General features: G+C 66.3%; 20 protein-coding genes and 1 pseudogene. 8 read left to right on the forward strand and 13 right to left on the reverse strand.

Annotated features, from left to right (window positions below; translation table 11 throughout):
* Window positions 1-44: 44 nt before the first annotated feature.
* Window positions 45-386 (reverse strand): DUF8124 family protein, encoded by a 342-nt coding sequence (locus P0D77_RS09715; protein ID WP_277552867.1) that lies wholly within the window; start codon window positions 384-386, stop codon window positions 45-47.
* A 48-nt stretch (window positions 387-434) separates the two neighbouring features.
* Between P0D77_RS09715 and P0D77_RS09720 the strand changes: the two genes are divergently transcribed.
* Window positions 435-764, forward strand: coding sequence for a MoaD family protein (locus tag P0D77_RS09720; protein WP_277552869.1), 330 nt, complete (start codon window positions 435-437; stop codon window positions 762-764).
* Between the two features lie 28 nt (window positions 765-792).
* Here the strand turns inward: P0D77_RS09720 and P0D77_RS09725 are convergent, their stop codons facing one another.
* From P0D77_RS09725 to P0D77_RS09745, 5 genes are all read right to left on the reverse strand, one after another.
* A complete protein-coding gene (locus P0D77_RS09725) occupies window positions 793-2,493 on the reverse strand; it encodes an aldehyde ferredoxin oxidoreductase C-terminal domain-containing protein (protein WP_277552871.1) in 1,701 nt (566 codons plus the stop codon).
* A 74-nt stretch (window positions 2,494-2,567) separates the two neighbouring features.
* Complete coding sequence (locus P0D77_RS09730; protein WP_277552873.1) at window positions 2,568-2,873, reverse strand: DUF7967 family protein; 306 nt, start codon at window positions 2,871-2,873, stop codon at window positions 2,568-2,570.
* Between the two features lie 58 nt (window positions 2,874-2,931).
* Window positions 2,932-3,180, reverse strand: a complete 249-nt coding sequence (locus P0D77_RS09735) for a hypothetical protein (protein WP_277552875.1) — start codon at window positions 3,178-3,180, stop codon at window positions 2,932-2,934.
* Window positions 3,181-3,289: 109 nt separating this feature from the next.
* Entirely contained in the window at window positions 3,290-4,765 is a 1,476-nt protein-coding gene (locus tag P0D77_RS09740) for an MATE family efflux transporter (RefSeq protein WP_277552877.1), read from the reverse strand.
* A complete protein-coding gene (locus P0D77_RS09745) occupies window positions 4,765-5,433 on the reverse strand; it encodes a TetR/AcrR family transcriptional regulator (RefSeq protein WP_277552878.1) in 669 nt (222 codons plus the stop codon). Before P0D77_RS09745 ends, P0D77_RS09740 begins: the two co-directional genes overlap by 1 nt.
* Before the next feature lie 136 nt (window positions 5,434-5,569).
* Between P0D77_RS09745 and P0D77_RS09750 the strand changes: the two are divergent.
* From P0D77_RS09750 to P0D77_RS09775, 6 genes and pseudogenes are all read left to right on the forward strand, one after another.
* Window positions 5,570-5,998 (forward strand): annotated as a pseudogene (locus P0D77_RS09750) (hypothetical protein); the annotation flags it as partial.
* Between the two features lie 78 nt (window positions 5,999-6,076).
* Window positions 6,077-7,390: a phosphoribosylglycinamide synthetase C domain-containing protein gene (locus P0D77_RS09755; RefSeq protein ID WP_277552879.1), complete on the forward strand. Its 1,314-nt coding sequence runs from the start codon at window positions 6,077-6,079 to the stop codon at window positions 7,388-7,390.
* A 120-nt stretch (window positions 7,391-7,510) separates the two neighbouring features.
* A complete protein-coding gene (locus P0D77_RS09760) occupies window positions 7,511-7,867 on the forward strand; it encodes a DUF8165 family protein (RefSeq protein ID WP_277552881.1) in 357 nt (118 codons plus the stop codon).
* A gap of 56 nt (window positions 7,868-7,923) precedes the next feature.
* Window positions 7,924-8,193 (forward strand): DUF8110 family protein, encoded by a 270-nt coding sequence (locus P0D77_RS09765; protein ID WP_277552884.1) that lies wholly within the window; start codon window positions 7,924-7,926, stop codon window positions 8,191-8,193.
* A 42-nt stretch (window positions 8,194-8,235) separates the two neighbouring features.
* A complete protein-coding gene (locus P0D77_RS09770; protein ID WP_277552885.1) occupies window positions 8,236-9,144 on the forward strand; it encodes an ADP-ribosylglycohydrolase family protein in 909 nt (302 codons plus the stop codon).
* 118 nt (window positions 9,145-9,262) lie between these two features.
* Window positions 9,263-10,123 carry an aldo/keto reductase gene (locus P0D77_RS09775; RefSeq protein WP_277552887.1) on the forward strand — a complete coding sequence of 287 codons (861 nt, stop codon included), beginning with the start codon at window positions 9,263-9,265 and terminating at the stop codon, window positions 10,121-10,123.
* A 33-nt stretch (window positions 10,124-10,156) separates the two neighbouring features.
* On the opposite strand, the gene P0D77_RS09780 is transcribed toward P0D77_RS09775, so the two are convergent.
* The 4 genes from P0D77_RS09780 to P0D77_RS09795 all read right to left on the reverse strand — a co-directional run bounded on the left by P0D77_RS09780 (window position 10,157) and on the right by P0D77_RS09795 (window position 12,537).
* Complete coding sequence (locus tag P0D77_RS09780) at window positions 10,157-10,351, reverse strand: hypothetical protein (protein ID WP_277552889.1); 195 nt, start codon at window positions 10,349-10,351, stop codon at window positions 10,157-10,159.
* Window positions 10,352-10,468: 117 nt separating this feature from the next.
* Window positions 10,469-11,194, reverse strand: a complete 726-nt coding sequence (locus tag P0D77_RS09785) for an energy-coupling factor transporter transmembrane component T family protein (RefSeq protein ID WP_277552890.1) — start codon at window positions 11,192-11,194, stop codon at window positions 10,469-10,471.
* Window positions 11,194-11,952: an energy-coupling factor ABC transporter ATP-binding protein gene (locus P0D77_RS09790; protein WP_432764798.1), complete on the reverse strand. Its 759-nt coding sequence runs from the start codon at window positions 11,950-11,952 to the stop codon at window positions 11,194-11,196. The genes P0D77_RS09785 and P0D77_RS09790 overlap by 1 nt, the downstream gene beginning before the upstream one ends.
* 3 nt (window positions 11,953-11,955) lie before the next feature.
* Window positions 11,956-12,537, reverse strand: coding sequence for a biotin transporter BioY (locus P0D77_RS09795; RefSeq protein ID WP_277552891.1), 582 nt, complete (start codon window positions 12,535-12,537; stop codon window positions 11,956-11,958).
* A gap of 96 nt (window positions 12,538-12,633) precedes the next feature.
* On the opposite strand from P0D77_RS09795, the gene P0D77_RS09800 reads away from it, so the two are divergent.
* Complete coding sequence (locus tag P0D77_RS09800) at window positions 12,634-13,617, forward strand: winged helix-turn-helix domain-containing protein (protein ID WP_277552892.1); 984 nt, start codon at window positions 12,634-12,636, stop codon at window positions 13,615-13,617.
* Window positions 13,618-13,656: 39 nt separating this feature from the next.
* Here the strand turns inward: P0D77_RS09800 and P0D77_RS09805 are convergent, their stop codons facing one another.
* From P0D77_RS09805 to P0D77_RS09815, 3 genes are all read right to left on the reverse strand, one after another.
* Window positions 13,657-14,445, reverse strand: a complete 789-nt coding sequence (locus P0D77_RS09805) for an N-acyl homoserine lactonase family protein (RefSeq protein WP_277552893.1) — start codon at window positions 14,443-14,445, stop codon at window positions 13,657-13,659.
* A 106-nt stretch (window positions 14,446-14,551) separates the two neighbouring features.
* Window positions 14,552-15,646: an SDR family oxidoreductase gene (locus P0D77_RS09810; RefSeq protein ID WP_277552894.1), complete on the reverse strand. Its 1,095-nt coding sequence runs from the start codon at window positions 15,644-15,646 to the stop codon at window positions 14,552-14,554.
* Window positions 15,643-17,292 (reverse strand): succinic semialdehyde dehydrogenase, encoded by a 1,650-nt coding sequence (locus P0D77_RS09815; protein ID WP_277552895.1) that lies wholly within the window; start codon window positions 17,290-17,292, stop codon window positions 15,643-15,645. The genes P0D77_RS09810 and P0D77_RS09815 overlap by 4 nt, the downstream gene beginning before the upstream one ends.
* Window positions 17,293-17,409 lie beyond the last annotated feature (117 nt).

The following is a 17,409-nucleotide window of genomic DNA, read 5'->3' on the forward strand; positions in this document are numbered from 1 at the left end:
GACGCGTCGCCGTCGCCGACCGAAGTCGCTCCTCACTCTCTTGCTCACTCGTCTGGTGTCGACAGCGTGTGGTCGACTACCTCGCCGTCCGGTCGCATCGTCACCGTCCCGAGCGTCACCGTCTCGTCCACGCTCGCGACCCGAGCGACCGCCTGCAGCGTCGCTCGTTGGTCGAGGACATCCCACGTCACGGCCTCTATCTCGCGTTGGAACGCGTCCGGGTCGCTCCACCCCGAGTCGATGTCCGAGGGGACGTGGACGACGAACTGGAACTCGTCGCTGGTGACGTGGATGCCGACGCCGAAGGTGTCGCCGGCGCTCTCGGCAGCGTTGCCGTCGTTCAGGTCATCGTCGACAGCGCCGCTTGACTCGCCGTCGTCGCTCATTACCGGCGGCTACTGGACCGCGGCGCAAGAACCCGTCGGGCCGTCGCCGTGGTCCGAAGGTACAAATCCGGCCGCCTCCGAGTCGTCGACGACGTGATCGAAGTCGAGTGTAGACTGTTCGGGCCGTTCCGCGATGACGCCGGCGTCCACGAGATGCGCCGCCAGACGGACGCCGACACCGTCGGCGACCTCCTCCGAGAACTGGAGGCGGAGTTTCCAGCCCTCGCTGGGCGACTCGTCGACGAGGAGGCGGGGACGACCGCGGGGTCGACGGTCGTGACGAAGGCGAAGAAGAACGTGAAGCACCTCGACGGACTCGACACGCATCTCGCGGACGGCGACGTGATCCGACTGGTGCCGTCGGTGTACGGCGGATAGCGGAGAAAATCTGCGTCCGATCGGGCAGTCAGTCGTCGGCGACAGCCTGGAAGCCGACGGCCGTCTCACCGGGTGCATCGAGGGCGTCGTCCGGAACGGTGCCGTCCTCGTTCCACCCGCGCGCCTCGTAGTACTCTTGAATCGCCGCCTCCAGGTCCGGCACCTCGTCGTCGTACGGCAACCAGTCGTCGGCGACGTCTTTGCCGCGCTGGTTGTTGAAGTGGCGTTCGCGCGCGACGACGCGAGCGCCGATTTCGAGGAGGTGTTCGTACTCCGTCTCCAGCAACGCCGCAAGGCGGTCGTCGGTGATGTAGTCGCCGGCGAACGCGCAGACGACGCCCGAGTCGCGGACGACGTTGCGGTTCTCCTCGTGGACGAGGCGTTCGGCCTTGCCGAGGGTTCCCTCGGGGTCGAGTTCGCCTGAGTACTCTAGCCCGAGCATCCCCGCGTACATGTGGTCGGCGCCGCGGTTGGCGACGGCGTAACTCAGCCCCTGCCCGTGGAGGACGCGTCCGTCGTGGGCGGCGAACTCCATCCCCTTCACGGTGTAGTCGTTCACGCCCAACTCCTCGTGTGCGCGGTGGACGCCCTCCGCGAGGAGGTCGCCGCGGTCGGTCTCTCGGCTGGCTATCTCCCGGAGTACCTCGCGGGCGAGTTCTGCGTTGCCGAACTCGTCTTCGGCTTTGAGGTAGGCGGCGACGGTGACGCCCGCGGAGATGGTGTCCATCCCGAGTTCGTCACACAGTTCGTTCGCCTCCATCACGTCGACGATGTCGCCGACGCCCTGACACGACCCGAACGAGTAGACGGTCTCGAACTCCGGCCCCTCCGTCTCGACACCACGTTCCTCGTCGCGAGTGGGGAGTTTGCAGGCGTACGCACACTGCGAGCAGGCGCCCTTCTTGTACTTTTTCGCCTCGACGGCGTCGCCGCCGATGCCTGCCGCCGACTCGAACTCGTACTCGTCGAAGTAGCGGGTCGGCAGCGCGAAGTTGTCGTTGATGAACTCCGTGCCGCCGGTCGTCCCTTGGCGCTTCATTCGGTCGTCGGAGGTGGCTGCCTCGCGGTGGATATCTGCCGAGGGCGGATTCGACACCTCGACGTCGGGCCGGGAGTCGCCCGTGAATGTGACGCACTTGACGTTCTTGCTCCCGAGCACCGCGCCGAGGCCGCCGCGACCGAACGCCCGCGAGTCGAACGTCATCACCGAGGCGAACCGGACGAGGTTCTCACCGGCGGGGCCGACAGTGATGCAGTTCTCCGGGCCGAGGTCGTGTTCCTCTGCTATGTACTCGGACACCGCCGAGACCTCCGCACCTGCGAGGTCGGGGACCTCCTCGAAGGTGATGCCCTCGTCGGTGACGTGGACGGCAAGGGGGGTGTCACTCGCGCCGACGAACTCGACGACCGAGTAGCCCGTATCGGCGAAGTTGCGCGAGAGGTAGCCGCCTGCGTTCGTGGAGACGAGGCCGTCCGTCAGCGGCGACAGCCCCGTCATGTTCATCCGCCCGGTGAAACTCATCTGACTCATCTGGAGCGGTCCCGTGGAGAGGTACGCGCGGTTCTCCGCGCCGAACGGGTCGGCGTCCGCCGGGATGCGGTCGTGTGCCAGCGCCGTCGCCGCGGCGCGACCGCCGATGAACTCCGAGAGTGTCTCCGAGATGTCCGTCTCCTCGACGGTTCGGTCCGTCACGTCGACCGTCAGGAGTGGCCCCTTCGCGGTGAGCATACGTACTGGTTCGAGGCCCTCGTAAAAACCGTGTTCACTAGCTACGTGTTCGTCGGATTCGCCGATCCGGTACTTCAGATGGTGTCGTCGGGGTCGTGCACGTCGGCCATCCGTGCCGCCTCGGTCGCGTATCGCTCGTGGTCCTCCGGGTCGGTCTCCCCGAGTTCGTCCGTCGGGACGACTACCGACACCGGCGTCTCACGCTCGTCGGCGAAACTCGTCAGCGCCCGCTCTTTCCGAAAGTAGCGTTCGCCGGTCGCGTCAGCGTACACCAGGATGACGATGTTGAGTTCGTCGTCGCCGTACGTCCGTTCGACCAGCCACACCCGGGTTTGCTCGTCCGACTCGGTGCCCGCGTCTTCCGTCGCGTCGGCGCTCATACGTCACGGTAGGGACGGGACGGGGAAAACGACCGCGCCGGGTCTCAACGCGCGGGAGTCAGCGACGCCGCGGGACCGCGATCACGTACGCGTCCGTCCCGTTCGACCGCGGCGGCGACACCCACAACCACTCGGCGTCCGCGCGTTCCTGCAGGTCGTCGACGTCGTCGACCGTCACCTGCCAGATGTTGCGGTACGCCGTCGTCGCCAGGTCGCTGGCGACGCGGATGTGCGCGCCGTCGATGACCGGGTGGTCGCCCGCGTTCGGTCCGCGTCGCTGGCCGTCGTACTCGAATTCGATCTCCATACCACACAGACGCGTGCGCCGCATATCTTCGTATCGCTCAGACAGAGCGAATCACGCACGCGACGGCGTCGCACGGCAGAAATCGGTGTTCTGAATCAGCGTCCAGTCGTCAGTCGTCGGTCGGCGCGGCGGTCGCGTCGCCGTCGGCGCCGTCGTCGTCGGCACCCGGCGTCGGGCCGCGCGGGTCGGCGTCGCGCCACGTCCCCCGGCGGTACCAGAGGTACGCAATGATCGCACCCGCGGTGTTGGAGACAGCGAACGCCATCCAGATACCCGTCGACTCGAAGCCGGGGATCGGCAGTCCGACGATGTCCGGGCGCGCGAGGCCGAGGGCGGTCGGGATGCGGATGATGCCGAGCATCACGATGGAGATGGCGGCGGCGGTCATCGTCTTGCCCGCACCGCGGAAACTCCCGGTGTACGCGCGCATCACGCCGATGAAGCCGAACGTGGGGGCGACCCACCGGAGGAAGTCGGCGGTCGTCGCGATGACCGCGGGGTCGTCGGTGAACACCGCGGCGATGGGCCGGGCGGCGAAGATGGTGACGACGCCGAGCGCCGCGAGGATGACGAACATATACTTGGCGGCGATGCCGGCGGCCGTCGCCGCGCGGTCGGGTTTGTCCGCCCCGATGTTCTGCCCGGTCATCGTCTCGACGCCGCGGGCGACGGCGATTGCCGGGAGGAAGATGACCGAGAACACGCGCACGCCGATACCGTACCCGGCGACGACGGTCGTCGGGAACAGGCCGACGATGACGAGCATCAGGTTCACCGACAGCGACCGCCCGGTCATCTCGACGGACGCGGGCACGCCGATGCGGACGATGCGGCGGGCGTACGAGAGGTTCGGAAGCATATCCCGCGGATCGATCTGCACCCCGCGGTTTCCGCGCAGCATAATCGCCATTCCGACGACGAACGCGAGCGCCCGTGAGAAGATAGTCGCGTAGGCGGCCCCGGCGACGCCGAGTTCGGGGAACACCCACCACCCGAAGATGAGGAACGGGTCGATGACGATGTTGACGACGACCGTCAACAGCATCACTAGCATCGGCGTGATGGTGTCGCCGTACCCGCGCATCAGCGCGGTGAACACGAAGAACCCGAACATGAACACGAGGCCCGACGAGATGATCCGCATGTATGCGGTCGCGCCCGGAAGCACGTCCGCTGACGCACCCAGCAAGCCGAGGAGGTCGCCGACGACGAAGTAGCCGAGCGCTCCGAGGATGAGTGAGGCGATGATCGCGAACGAGACGGTCTGTGAGGCGGCGTACGTCACCTTCTCGTCTTCGCCCGCGCCGACGTGTTGGGCGACCAGCACCGACCCGGCGACGGTGATACCCATCCCGAGCGAGAACAGCAGGAACACCATCGGGAACGCGAACGAGATGGCCGCGAGCGCCTCCGTGGAGTAGCGCCCGAGCCACAGCGTGTCCGCGAGGTTGTACGCCGTCTGGAGGAGGTTCGTGACGACGATGGGGAGCGAGAGATAAAACAGCGGCTTGCCGATGCTCCCGTCCGTGAGATCGAACTCCTCGCGCCCTTTGAACACCGACGAGATGCGCTCTGCGAGCCCCATCAGTCGTCACCCCGCGTGGCGGGGGCGGCGTCGACCTCGGCATCGTCGACGAGGAGGTCGAGAATGTCCTCGACGAGGTGTTCGCGCATCGTGACCACGTCCGCACCGATGGCGGCCGCGCGCGTCCACGTCCCGTGGACGTACGTGAGGACGTGTTCTGCGATGTCGTCGGGGTCGGTGTCGTCGGAGTACTGCCCCGCATCGACCGCCTCTGCGACGAGGTCGGCCACCTCGCGCTTGAGGTCGTCGTCGAAGCGGCGAAGCACCTCGCGGTAGCCGTCGCGGTACGGTGCCTGCGCTTTGATCTCCATAAACGCCGTGTTGAACTGCTGGTCGGCGTCGTCGTCGACGGGGTTCAACACCCGGCGGACGAGTGCGACGAGTCGCTCCACCGGCGACCCCTCGCCGTGGTCTGCGACGAGGTCGGTGAAGTCCTCGTGGAGGTACGCGAGGAACTCTCGGAACAGGTCGTCTTTCCCGTCGAAGTGGTAGTGGAGGGCTGCCTTGCTCTTGTCCGTCTCGTCGGCGATATCCTGCATGGTGAGGTCGGCGTACCCGTGCGTACACAGCGCTCGGTACGTCGCCTCCATGAACGTCGTCTGAGTGTCGTGCATCTGACTCATCGATAGCTTGGGCGTGGGTGCGGCGGCGAGGCCGCGGTCGTTCATAACTAACTGGCCAGTCAGTCAAAAACGGTTCGGCTTCGGGACAGGTGTGTGCCACGCTCGCGTACTACGGTCGAGTGAGAGGGTGTACCGTCGCGCACTGCGGTGGCTATATGCGTGTTCGTGTCGCCGTGCGAATGTGGCACGCTCCACGTTTCTGTTCGTCTCGCTGGCCGACCCGTTGCTCGCAGACCTCGCCTGGCAGATCCGACGTGAGGGACACGAGGTACGCTACTACATGGACTCCGAGACGGAGAGTGACATCGGCGACGGCTTCGTCGAGAAAGTCGACGACTGGCGCGCGAACGTCGACTGGGTGCGGGACAACCCTGCTCCGTACGTGATCAAGCCTTTGGGCGAGGTGCAGAACGTCAAGCAGTTGCTGTACGTCGGCCAGGACGCCGATGGCTCCGACGTCATCGACCTCCTCGAGGCGTACGAACAGGCGTGGGGCCACCGGATGAAGAGGTTCCAGTTACAGCGTCGTGTCGAGGGCGTCGAGGTCGCCGTCTGTGGCTTCTTCGACGGCGAACGATTCGTCGAGCCGATCAACCTGAACGTCGAACACCATTTCCGGGATCTATTATATAATTCGTCACAGAGTGTCGCTACACAAACCGAAATTACCGCTGCTTAAACTTCAACAATGAAATCCAAGCACTTCCTGTTCGTTTCCGCCGACGCCGCACTGATCACCGACCTCGCGTGGCAGGTTCACCGCGAGGGCCACGACGTGAAGTACCACATCGAAGCCGAGAGCGACAAGGAGATCGGCGATGGTTTCGTGCCGAAAACGGATGACTGGCGGGCAGATGTTGAGTGGGCTGATGTCATCATTTTCGACGACATCTGGGTTGGCTCGGATGTCGGCACAGGTCAACTTGCGAACGAACTCCGTGAGCAAGGGAAGGCCGTCGTTGGAGGAACGCCGAACACTGATCACCTCGAAGAAGACCGTGGCTACGCGATGGAGATCCTCGAAGATCACGATGTCAATACCATCGAGCATCACATCTTCCACGACTTCGACGAGGGTATCCAGCACGTCCAGGAGAACCCAGCCCCCTACGTCATCAAACCACTCGGAGAAGTCCAGAACGTCAAGCGGCTCCTCTATGTCGGCAACAAAGACGATGGGAGTGACGTTGTTGACGTCTTGAAGGCCTACAAGAAGGCGTGGGGGCATCGGATGAAAGGGTTCCAGTTACAGCGGAAAGTCGAGGGCGTCGAGATCGCTATTTGTGGGTTCTTCAACGGTGAGGAGTTCATTGACCAGGTCAATTTCAATTTTGAGCATAAGAAATTATTCCCAGGAAACATCGGACCATCCACCGGAGAGATGGGGACCTCGATGTTCTGGGCTTCTCAGAACAAATTGTTCCAAGAGACCTTCGGCAAGCTCGAAGGTTGGCTGGCTAACGAAGGCTACGTTGGGAGCATCGACATCAACTGCATCGTGAACGAGAACGGCATTTATCCGTTGGAGTTCACCCCGCGGTTCGGGTACCCGACAATCGCACTCCAGGAAGAGTCTATCGAGTCGTCGACTGGGGAGTTCTTCTACGACCTCGCACACGGAAATGACCCAGAATTGGAGGTTCACAATGGGTACCAGATCGGCGTCCGCGTCGTCCTGCCACCCTTCCCGTTCGATGACGAGAAGACGTACGATGAGAACTCCCGGAATGCGGCCGTGGTCTTTCAGACTGAGAGTCGGGAGGGAATCCATCTCGAAGACGCGAAGAAGATCGATGGGCAGTGGCGCGCTGCGGGGAATAACGGGATGCCAATCGTCGTGACGGGCAAAGGAGAGACGATGCAGGCGGCGCGTGAGCAGGCGTACGACCGGATCGATGACATCGTGATGCCGAATATGTACTACCGTGACGATATCGGTGAACGATGGGTCGAGGGGGACGGCGACCGCCTTCTGGCGTGGGGCTACCTCGGCCCGGCGTAGGTGTCGCGACGGCGGTCGAGCGTCGCGACGGTGGTGTCCAACCGGACCCTTCATCTCGAACCGCGTGACTGTCCGCTGTCGAAACGGTAATGATTCTGAGGCATATAGTTATTACCATATATGCTCAAAGGACATTTCGGGTCGGCTGGAGCCAGCGTCGAGTACGGGAGTGTCCCGGAACTGTTGCAGACGGAGACCCTCGACGCGACCGTCTACCGGGGCCGAGACGCCGAGCTGGCACTCGCGGCCGTCGACGGATCGGACGTCGTCGTCGTCGCGCCGACGAGTCTCGCGACCAGTTACGCGCTCGGTGGCTACTCGCTGACGGCGATTCCCATCGACAGCCTCCCGGCGACGACGCGAGTGGAGGTGGCTGACGCGCTGGATGCGCCCATCGAGTCGTTCGAGTTCATCCAGATTGGGAAGTGGGTCACCGACAGTCCGAACCACTCGCTCGCGGAGTTCGCGGACACCTGATCGCCGACGCCGAAGACGACATCGCACTACGACCGACACCCGAAGACGATACCACGATGACCGAGACACTCGCCGACGAGTACCCGGAGGCCGCACCGTACATCCAGCAAGCCGTCGACGAACACGGTGAAGAGTGGGTACTGGAACACTACTACGCGAAACTGTACCCACTCGGGCGCGTGATAGCGATGCCCGACAAGGAGGAACTCCCCTTCTACGACCCTGACGAACACGACACGAAGACCGAAGGAGAGCGAGTGGAGATGTATCAGGCGTGGTCAGAGTATCGAGAGAATCTCCGCACGGGAACGAAGCCCGACGAGTGACGACTACCCTACACTTTTCGCAGGGGAGTCGATGAGGTACGTATGGATTCAGATCGCGCCCGAGGCGTCTTACTCGGGCTAGCGTGCGGCGACGCACTCGGCCGGCCCGTCGAGTTCTCGTCGTCGACGGAGATCAGCGCCGAACACGGCCGCCTCGACGAGATGGTCGGGCACGGAACGTGGAACCAGCCAGCGGGAACGATCACCGACGACACCGAACAAGCGCTGTGCATCGCGCGAAGCCTTGTCGACCGAGGAGAGTTCGACCCGGCCGATGTCGCCGACCAGTTCGTCGCGTGGTACGACACCGGCCCGTTCGACATCGGGGGGATGACTGCTCGATCACTCCGGCGACTCAAATCAGGAGCCCCCTGGGACGAGGCGGGCCAACAGGTCTGGGAGCAAAGTCGAGAAGGACAGAACGCGGGCAACGGGAGCGTGATGCGATGTCCGCCGCTGGCGATTCCGTACGCGAACGACCGCGAGCGACTCGTCGAGGTGAGTCGTCAGTCCTCGCAGATCACACACGCCGACCCGCGGTGTACCGTTGGGTGTGCGCTGTTGAACCTCACGATAGCCGGCCTCCTCGACGGTGCTGGGAACCCTCTGGAGGACGCACTCGCGTTCCTCGACGGAACTGCACCGGCGGAACTGGCCGGCGCACTCGACCCGGTCGCTCGCGGCGAGTCGCCCGGAACGCTGGAGACGTCGGGCTACGTCGTCCACACGCTCCAGACCGCGCTTCACGACGGACTGCGAGCCGATAGCGTGGAAGACGCGGTCGTGACCGCGGTAAACCGCGGCGGCGACACCGACACCGTCGGCGCGGTCGCCGGTGCGGTCGCAGGCGCTCGGTTCGGAGCGTCGGGACTTCCCGACCCGTGGCTCGCTGCGATCGACGAGACGGAGGAACTCGATTCGCTCGCGGCACGACTCGCTGAGATGGCTTGAGCAGTCCAAGGAACTGTCCCACCGGCAGCCACACGGCCCGACGGACTCCCGCTTCTGTCGGCGGACGCGTCGCCGGGGCCGTGGCGACTATGCACGCGGGCGGCGTCGTCCCGAGCAGATGAGCGACACACCAGATGCGGCAGCGGCCGGGACGTTCGACCTCGACGGCGAGACGACGGTGAATCGGCTGGGCTTCGGCGCGATGCGCCTGTGCGGCGAGGGCATCATCGGTGCGCCAGACGACGAGGAGAACGCTCGGGAGGTGGCACGCGCGGCCGTCGACTGCGGCGTCGACTTCGTCGACACGGCCGACTCCTACGGACCTGGAACGTCCGAGCGACTGCTTCGAGAGGCGGGCATCGTCGACGACGCTGTCGTCGCGACGAAGGCCGGTCTCCTGCGCGCGCCCGACGGCAACTGGCTCCCGCACGGCGACCCCGACTACATCCGCAATCAGGTGCTCGCGAGCAAGGACCGCCTCGGCGTCGACACCATCGATCTGTACCAGTTCCACCGCCCCGACCCGGACACGCCGTTCGCCGACAGCGTGGCCGCGTTCGCGGAACTCAAAGACGAGGGCCACGCCGACCACGTCGGCCTCTCGAACGTCACCGTCGACCAGTTGGACGAGGCCCGCGAACAGGTCGACGTGGCGACCGTCCAGAACCAGTACAACGTCGCCAACCGCGAAGACGAGGCCGTGTTGCAGGCGTGTGAGCGCGCGGACATCGGCTTCATCCCATGGTACCCGCTGGCCGCTGGCGACCTCGGTGCCGTCGGTGACGCCCTCGACGACGTCGCCGACGCACACGACGCGACGCGTCGGCAGGTGGCGCTCGCGTGGCTGTTGGGTCACTCGGACGTGACGCTCCCCATCCCGGGCACGTCGAGCGTCGATCACCTCCACGAGAACGTCGCCGCGGCGGAACTGTCGCTGTCGGATGTGGAACTCGCGGACCTGACTGCGGCCGGAGAATAGGTCGCTCGCGCCGCCAGTGAACGTTGCCGAGGCTCAGGCCGATCGCCAGGAGCGCAAGTCGATCGAGATCACGACGCTGACCGCGACGAGGGCGAGCACGCTGACGGCGACGAACAGGATGTTCGGCGCGAACACAAGCCCGTACAGAAGCAACAGCAGTGCCGTCGCTGCGACGACCATCACGACCAGATACCGGATCAGCCAATCCTCCGCCTCGCGCTCGGTCATATCGTTCGCTGATACACCCGCGATCCGGTAAAAACGCGTCGGGATTCGTCGCGGGCGGCGTCGTTTCACCCAGCCGAACGGTTGGTCGAATCCTCGACCGCGGCCCCGTTCGGTTCCTCAGAGCAGTCCCGCCAGCGTCGGCCACACGGCCCAGCAGACGAGTGCCGACGCGACAGCTATGGCGACGACGTCGTGACGAGTGAACGCCATCGGTGGCGGCGTCGGCGTCCACGACAGACATCGCGCGCGCAACGCGACCGCGAGGCGGTCGGTTCGCGAGAGCACGCGATTCAACCCGCCCGTCGCGACGATCCGTACCCGCTCGTGGACGGGCCGCTGTTCGCCCGCCCGTATCCGCATTGCCTCGCGAATCTGCAAGAGATCCGCCTGCAACACCGGGAGGAACCGAAAGACGAGACCCACACCCAACCCGAGCAGTCGACCAGCCTTCCCGGGAACCAGGCGCGAGACGGCCGCCTCCGACTCACGAACCGGCGTCGTCCGCACGTATGCGGCCACCAGCGCCAGCAACAGCAGCGTCCGGTAGGCAGCCAACGCAGGATCGACTGCCGCTGTCGGTTCCACCCACGGCTGGCCGAATCGGAGCGCCTCGATGACGGGTCCCGCCGCGAGAAACGGGAGGACAGCGCGGTACTCGCCAAGTGCGACCCGAACCGGTGTCGCGGAAACGGTGAGCATCCCGACGACGACGACGGTGAGCGTCGCCAGTCCTCGCGGGTCGGTGTGTGCGAACGCGGCGGCCGCGAACGCCGCCTGCACGAGCAGTTTGCTGCGGGCGTCGAGGCGGTGGGCCAGCGACTCGGTCGGTTCGTACTGGAGCATCAGTCCGGGCGGCGCACGCCGAGTCCGTCCAGTCGCTCCAGCGCCGTCTCAGGTGTCGCGTCGACGGCGACGTCGCCGTCCGAGAGGACGACCAGTCGGTCGGCCGGAGAGAGTACGTCTCGCAGGTCGTGGGTGACGACGACGACGCCGATGCCCGAGCGGTGCAACTCGACGAGGTGCTCCAGCACCGACTCACGGGCGGGGTCGTCCAGCCCGGTGAACGGTTCGTCGAGGATCAGATGTGCCGGCTCCATCGCCAGCGCCCCCGCGATGGCGACACGCTCCTGTTCGCCCCCCGAGAGCCGGTCGATGCGTTCGTCGCCGCGGCCGGCCATATTCGTCGCGGTCAGCGCCGCCTCGACGCGGCGGTCTATCTCCGTGCGGTCCAGGCCGAGGTTCTCCGGGCCGAACGCGACGTCGCGAGCGACGGTGGCGGCGACGAAACAGTCGCGCGGTTCCTGAAACACCATCCCGACACGAGTGCGTGCGCGGACGAGGTCGTCCTCGACGGGCGTGCCGTCGATTAGAACTTCCCCCTCGTCGGGCGTGATCAGGCCGTTACAGTGGCGGATGAGCGTCGACTTGCCGGAACCATTCGCACCCGCGAGGACGACGAACTCGCCGTCGGCGATCCGAAGCGACACGTCACGAAGCGCGAGCGCAGGGTCAGGGTCGGTCGCGTTGGCTGCGTCCGTACCCGCACTCGTGCGGCCGGTTGCGTCGCCGTAACGGTATGTAACGCCGCGGATGTCAATCACGCGTTATCGAGCCACGACGGAGTCGCTGCGGACGATAGCGACTGCGGCGGCCATCTTGATGGCCTCGGCGGGGACGAACGGCACGGCCGCAGCCAACAGCGCCGTCACCAGTCCCACGTCGCCGACGACGGCGTAGCCGACGGTGCCGAACGCGTAGACGACGAGCGCCGCGGCGGTCATCGCGCCGACGAGACGCGCGAGACCCACCTCGGTGGGGTCGACGAGTTCACCCGTGCCGTGAACACCGAGGCCGACGAGCCCTGCCGCAACGGGGTACGACCAGAGGTAGCCGCCCCACTGTCCGAGTAGCGACCCGATGCCGGCGCCCCCGTACGCGAACACGGGCGCGCCGACCGCGCCGGCGACGACGTAGATACCCAGCGAGGCGAACCCCCAGACGGGGCCGAGGAACACGCCCGCGAGGAAGACGCCGAGCACCTGCAGCGTGAACGGGACCGAGGTCACCGGGAGTTGGAACGACACGTACGCGAACACACCCGTCAGCGCCGCGAACAGCGCCGCACGAGCGAGGTTACCGACGACCTCCTCGCCGACGAGGTCGACGTTCTCCGAAACTGCGCTCATACGCACGGTCGTAAACCAACTCAGTAATTAGGGTTTACGACACCTGTCGACCACGCGGTAAGCTACGCTTTTTACCCGCAAGCGACACATACGGCCATGACCCGTGACGTCGACGCCGACGACGAGGGTGCCGGAGTTGCTCCACAGGGCGTCGACGACCACGAAGCCCGACCGCCCCCCGAAGACTCGTTCGCGACGGTCGGCAACGAGATTCGATTGGAGATTCTTCGGGTGCTACACGAGCGACTGTCCGTCGGTGACCGCAGCGAATACACCGTTCCGTACTCGGAGTTGCGCGAGGCAGTCGGCGTCGAAGATAGCGGGAAGTTCGGCTACCACCTCAACCGCCTCCTCGGCGAATTCGTCGAGAAACGCGAGGACGGGTACGCCATCCACCACGCGGGGAAAGAACTGGTTCGAACCGTCGAGAGCGGTGCCGTCGGGCGATCGGAGGGCGGAGAGTCGGGTCCGACCGACGCGGCGTGTTTCTGCTGTGGCGCGCCGGTGACTGTGTCGTATCTGAACGGCTACGTCTCGGCGCTGTGTACCGAGTGCGACGGCGCACTTGGGTTCGACTTTATGCCTGATGGCGCGTTGAGTTCCATCCCCCTCCCCACCGGCGCCGTCGGTGACGCTGTCGAGATCGATCCGCGCGGACTGTTGGACCGCGCTCACGGACGATTTTGTCACCGGGTACGCGTGTTCGGCGACGGCGTCTGCCCGCGGTGTGGCGGGCGTGCCGACGCCGAGTTCCGCGTCTGTCCCGACCACGACACGAGCGACGGTCTCTGCCCCGCCTGTGGAATCGTCCTGCCCGCGACCATCGAGGTCACGTGTACGGTCTGCTCTGAGGGCGGCGTCGTCCCGCCCGCGTGTCTCGTCAGCCACCGGGAGCCGTTTCACTCTCTGCTCGCGGACGACGGCTCCACCCGACTCGGGTACGAGACGTTCGCGATGATGGCCGGGCTTCCGTTCACCGTCGTCGACTACGAGGGAGAGACTGCGCTCAAGTACGACTTGCCGAACGTCGACGGCCCGGTCGTCCTCGACGCTGCTCTCGACATTCACGTCGAGTCGTGAGCAGGGCGTTCGATCCGCCTGCCGCCGGTTCTCGTCGTCTCAGTACCGGTCCGCGAGTTCCTCGAAGCGGTCGAGGTCGTGGCCGTACAACACGTCGGCGTCCGTCCGGCGCTCGAGTTCTTTGAGCGTTTCGAGGCTCTCGCGCCAGTCCGGTTCGCTCCACAGGAGGCCCGGCCCCAGCGGCGCGCCCTCCGCGTAGTTCGTGTCGACGTAACACTCGTCGCCGGCGATGAGCAGGGTTCCATCTGCGGTGTCCACCTGCGCGCCCAGTAGGCCGGGTGTGTGGCCGGGGAGGTGGAGCAGTTCGAAGCCGTCGGCGAGGGTGTGGCGGTGGCGGTGGACGACCTGCCAATTGTAGTCGCCGTCGAAGTCGCTCGCGAGATACGCGATAGAGCCCTCGGTCGTGTGCGCCGAGTAGAACGCGAACTGGAGTTCGTCGCGGTGGACGTACACCGGCGTGTCCGTCCCCTCGAAGGCGTCGAGGTTGCCCGCGTGGTCGAGGTGGAGGTGACTCATCACGACCGCGTCGACGTCCGCGAGGTCGTACCCCGCGTCCGCCAGGTCGCCCTCCAGCGTGTGTTCGTCGGCGTCGTGTGCCTCGAACGCGCCGTACAGCGGTTCGGGCCAGTAGTCGGCCGCGTCGGTCGGAACGCCCGTATCCCAGAGGTACGTGTTCCCGCCCGCCTCGACGACGGCGTTCCAGACGACGAACTCGATGCGTGTGTGTTCGGGGTTCGGGTCGGCCGCGCTCGCCATCGTCGCACCGTCGACGACGTACGCCTGATCCGCGACGACACGCCCACGGTCGAGGAGAGTGACACTCGCCATTACTCGAGACAGGGCACGCAGAACCTTGAAGCCGCGTGTCAGATTCGGCGTCGAAGTCGAGTCGCGACCACGGGCACGACGCTGGCGTGAACCGTCGGCCCACCGCTCACGTCATCGCCTCGGACGGAATCTCGGGGTGTGCGCGGACGTAGGCCACCAGACACTCCACGTACGACTCGAACGCCGGTGGAGTCACGTCGGTTCCGGCGAGTGCTGCCCGGGTCTCCCCGTCGGTGTACTCGGTCGGGTGAGTCAGGTACGGGATTGTCTCCGCCTCGACGTCGAGGAGGTCGCCGACGACGGGTGCGGCACACGCTGCCTTCGCCACACGTTCGGGCACCGGAACCGACACTACTCGACGCCCGGTCGCGGCCGCGAACGCGTCGTACAACTCGGCGATGGTCGGCGGGTTCGGATCGCAGATTTGGTAGGTTCCGTCGACGGTCTCCGGCATCCCGCTGAGTGCGTCGATGGCGTCGACGACGTAGTCCCGGGGCACGAGGTTGAGCGTCGTCGCCCGTGGGTTCCCGAGACGCGGGACGAACGCCACCCCAGGCTGTCGGAGGATCAGTCGAAGCAGGTAGTACGGGCCGTCGTACTTCTGCGTCTCGCCGGTCGTCGAGTCGCCGACGGCGATTGCCGGCCGGTAGACGGTCGCGGAGAGGCCGTCCGCCATCGCCTCGCGAACCAACATCTCCGCGCGGTGTTTCGTCGCCTCGTAGTGGTTGTTGAACCGCCCCGCCTCCGCCAGCATCTCCCCGGTGAACGTGCCCTCGTAGCGCCCGCTGACGTAGCAGGTGCTCACGTAGTGGAGGCGGTCGAGGCCACCCGCGGCCCGCGCCGCGTCACAGAACGCCAGGACGTTGCGCGTGCCGTCGACGTTCACGGCTTCGCCCACCGCGCGGTCGACGCCGAGGTCGTACACGGCCGCGAGGTGGTACACGAGGTCGGTCGCGGTCGCGAGGTCGTCGTACTCCGCGAGGCCAAGGTCTGACTCGACGATGTCGCCCTCGACCAGTTCGACGGCTGGCGCGTCGGCGGTCTCTGCCAGCAGTGACGAGCGTCTCTCGGTCGCCACGTCACGATACCGGGACTGGATCAGGCAGACAATCCGATCTTCTGTGTTGTGCCGGTCAAGTAGTCGCTCGACGAGCGCAGAACCGAGGAAGCCCGGAAACCCAGTGAGCAGTATCGTCGTCATCGCCGCCCACCGCCGAAGGGAAGCCGTCGCGCGAGTCGGGACAATGCGATGTTTGCGCGGAGTGCGGCCGAACTGAGTCGGGCCGCGACGCCGCGAAGGGGTGGAGACGGGAGCGAGAGCGACCCCGCCCGCGAGACGGCGACCGTCTGTGCCTCGGTGTACTTACGAATCCCGTCGCGGCCGTGGCGGCGACCGAGGCCGGAGTCGCCGCGACCGCCCATCGGCGCGTCGACCGCGCCGTACGCCGAGACGTAGGCGTCGTTGACCGAGACGGTGCCCGCGTCGATGCGGCGGGCCACTCGCTCGCCGCGCGTCGCATCACCCGTCCAGACAGACGCGTGCAGGCCGTACGGTGTGTCGTTCGCCCGTTCGACGGCCTCCTCGTCGCCCGCGACCGGGTGGAGGGTGACGACGGGACCGAACGTCTCTGTTTGGACGATGGCTGCGTCGTCGTCGACCCCCTCCAACAGCGTCGGTTCGTACACGTACGGGCCGACGTCGGGGCGGTGTCGACCGCCGGTGAGCACCGTCGCCCCGTCGTCGACGGCGTCGTCGACCGCCGATCGAACGCGGTCGAGTTGCTCCGGGCCGACGAGCGATCCCACGTCGTGGTCGTACGAGAAGTCGACGCCGAGCGTCTGTGCGCGGGTCGCGGCGACGAACGCGTCGCGGAACTCCTCGTAGACGGCTTCGTCGACGTACACGCGCTCGATGGAGACGCACAACTGCCCCGCGTTGGCGAAACACCCGGCGACCGCACCCCGAACCGCGGCGTCGACGTCGGCGTCGTCGAGAACGACCATCGGGTTCTTCCCGCCGAGTTCCAGCGAGGCGTCGACGAGTCGCCGCCCCGCCGTCGCAGCGACTTTCCGACCGACCTCGGTGCTGCCGGTGAACCCGACGAAGTCGGCTCGCTCGACCAGCGTCTCGCCCGCCGTCTCTCCGCGCCCGGGGACGACCTGCACGCAGTCGCGGGGCACGCCCGCGTCGAGGAGGAGTTCGCGTGCGGCCAGCGCCGTGTACGGCGTCGCCTCAGCGGGCTTGATCACCACCGCGTTCCCCGCGACGAGCGCCGGGAGGGCGTCGGAGACGACCAGCGTCAGCGGGTAGTTCCACGGCGTCACGAGGCCGACGACGCCGACCGGGTGGCGGTGTTCGGTCGCGCGGGTGACGCCCGGAATCGCGCCCGCCCGGCGCGTCGATGCCAGCAGTTCGGGTGCCTTCGTCGCGTAGTAGTTCGCGTTCGCAGCGGCGTCCCACACTTCGGTGTCGGCCCCCTCGCGTTCCTTCCCCGTCTCCGCCTGTACGAGGTCACATAGTGCCCGTCGTCGGTCGAGGACGAGCGTTGCCACCCTGTCGAGGACGGCCGTTCGGTCGGAGAGGGGACGGTCGGCCCACTCGGGTTGTGCCGCCCGTGCGCGCTCGACCGCGTGTGCGACGTCGCCCTCGGTCGCCGCAGACACCGGACGGAGCGGTTCGCCGGTGAACGGCGACGGTTCTGCGAGTAGTCGCCCGTCGTCGGTGTCGTCGCCGTCTGTCGAGTCGGCAGTCTCGCCGTCGGGTTCCGCTCCCGCCGCCAGCGCCGCGAGCGTCGCGAGTCGCCCGTCCGGGAGTCGGTCACGCGGGTCGGGCCGTGAACGCGTCATCGTCGGGTAGTTCTCGCCCCAGATAGTAACGTATGGGGGCCGGATGCGGTCGGTAGGATCCGAACCGATACTGTTTCGCTTCGTTTCGTCCCACGTTGGATCTCTCGAAGCGTCACG

This window comes from Halobaculum limi (assembly GCF_029490015.1).
GTDB lineage: Archaea > Halobacteriota > Halobacteria > Halobacteriales > Haloferacaceae > Halobaculum > Halobaculum limi.

Excerpts from the sequence above, each read along its gene's own strand:
- P0D77_RS09815 (WP_277552895.1), bottom strand. The coding sequence starts at position 17,292 with ATGACGCGTTCACGGCCCGACCCGCGTGACCGACTCCCGGACGGGCGA.
- P0D77_RS09755 (WP_277552879.1), top strand. The coding sequence starts at position 6,077 with ATGAAATCCAAGCACTTCCTGTTCGTTTCCGCCGACGCCGCACTGATC.
- P0D77_RS09780 (WP_277552889.1), bottom strand. The coding sequence starts at position 10,351 with ATGACCGAGCGCGAGGCGGAGGATTGGCTGATCCGGTATCTGGTCGTG.
- P0D77_RS09810 (WP_277552894.1), bottom strand. The coding sequence starts at position 15,646 with ATGACGACGATACTGCTCACTGGGTTTCCGGGCTTCCTCGGTTCTGCG.
- P0D77_RS09805 (WP_277552893.1), bottom strand. The coding sequence starts at position 14,445 with ATGGCGAGTGTCACTCTCCTCGACCGTGGGCGTGTCGTCGCGGATCAG.
- P0D77_RS09800 (WP_277552892.1), top strand. The coding sequence starts at position 12,634 with ATGACCCGTGACGTCGACGCCGACGACGAGGGTGCCGGAGTTGCTCCA.
- P0D77_RS09730 (WP_277552873.1), bottom strand. The coding sequence starts at position 2,873 with ATGAGCGCCGACGCGACGGAAGACGCGGGCACCGAGTCGGACGAGCAA.
- P0D77_RS09745 (WP_277552878.1), bottom strand. The coding sequence starts at position 5,433 with ATGAACGACCGCGGCCTCGCCGCCGCACCCACGCCCAAGCTATCGATG.
- P0D77_RS09795 (WP_277552891.1), bottom strand. The coding sequence starts at position 12,537 with ATGAGCGCAGTTTCGGAGAACGTCGACCTCGTCGGCGAGGAGGTCGTC.
- P0D77_RS09785 (WP_277552890.1), bottom strand. The coding sequence starts at position 11,194 with ATGCTCCAGTACGAACCGACCGAGTCGCTGGCCCACCGCCTCGACGCC.
- P0D77_RS09765 (WP_277552884.1), top strand. The coding sequence starts at position 7,924 with ATGACCGAGACACTCGCCGACGAGTACCCGGAGGCCGCACCGTACATC.
- P0D77_RS09715 (WP_277552867.1), bottom strand. The coding sequence starts at position 386 with ATGAGCGACGACGGCGAGTCAAGCGGCGCTGTCGACGATGACCTGAAC.
- P0D77_RS09760 (WP_277552881.1), top strand. The coding sequence starts at position 7,511 with ATGCTCAAAGGACATTTCGGGTCGGCTGGAGCCAGCGTCGAGTACGGG.
- P0D77_RS09740 (WP_277552877.1), bottom strand. The coding sequence starts at position 4,765 with ATGGGGCTCGCAGAGCGCATCTCGTCGGTGTTCAAAGGGCGCGAGGAG.
- P0D77_RS09775 (WP_277552887.1), top strand. The coding sequence starts at position 9,263 with ATGAGCGACACACCAGATGCGGCAGCGGCCGGGACGTTCGACCTCGAC.
- P0D77_RS09735 (WP_277552875.1), bottom strand. The coding sequence starts at position 3,180 with ATGGAGATCGAATTCGAGTACGACGGCCAGCGACGCGGACCGAACGCG.
- P0D77_RS09770 (WP_277552885.1), top strand. The coding sequence starts at position 8,236 with ATGGATTCAGATCGCGCCCGAGGCGTCTTACTCGGGCTAGCGTGCGGC.
- P0D77_RS09725 (WP_277552871.1), bottom strand. The coding sequence starts at position 2,493 with ATGCTCACCGCGAAGGGGCCACTCCTGACGGTCGACGTGACGGACCGA.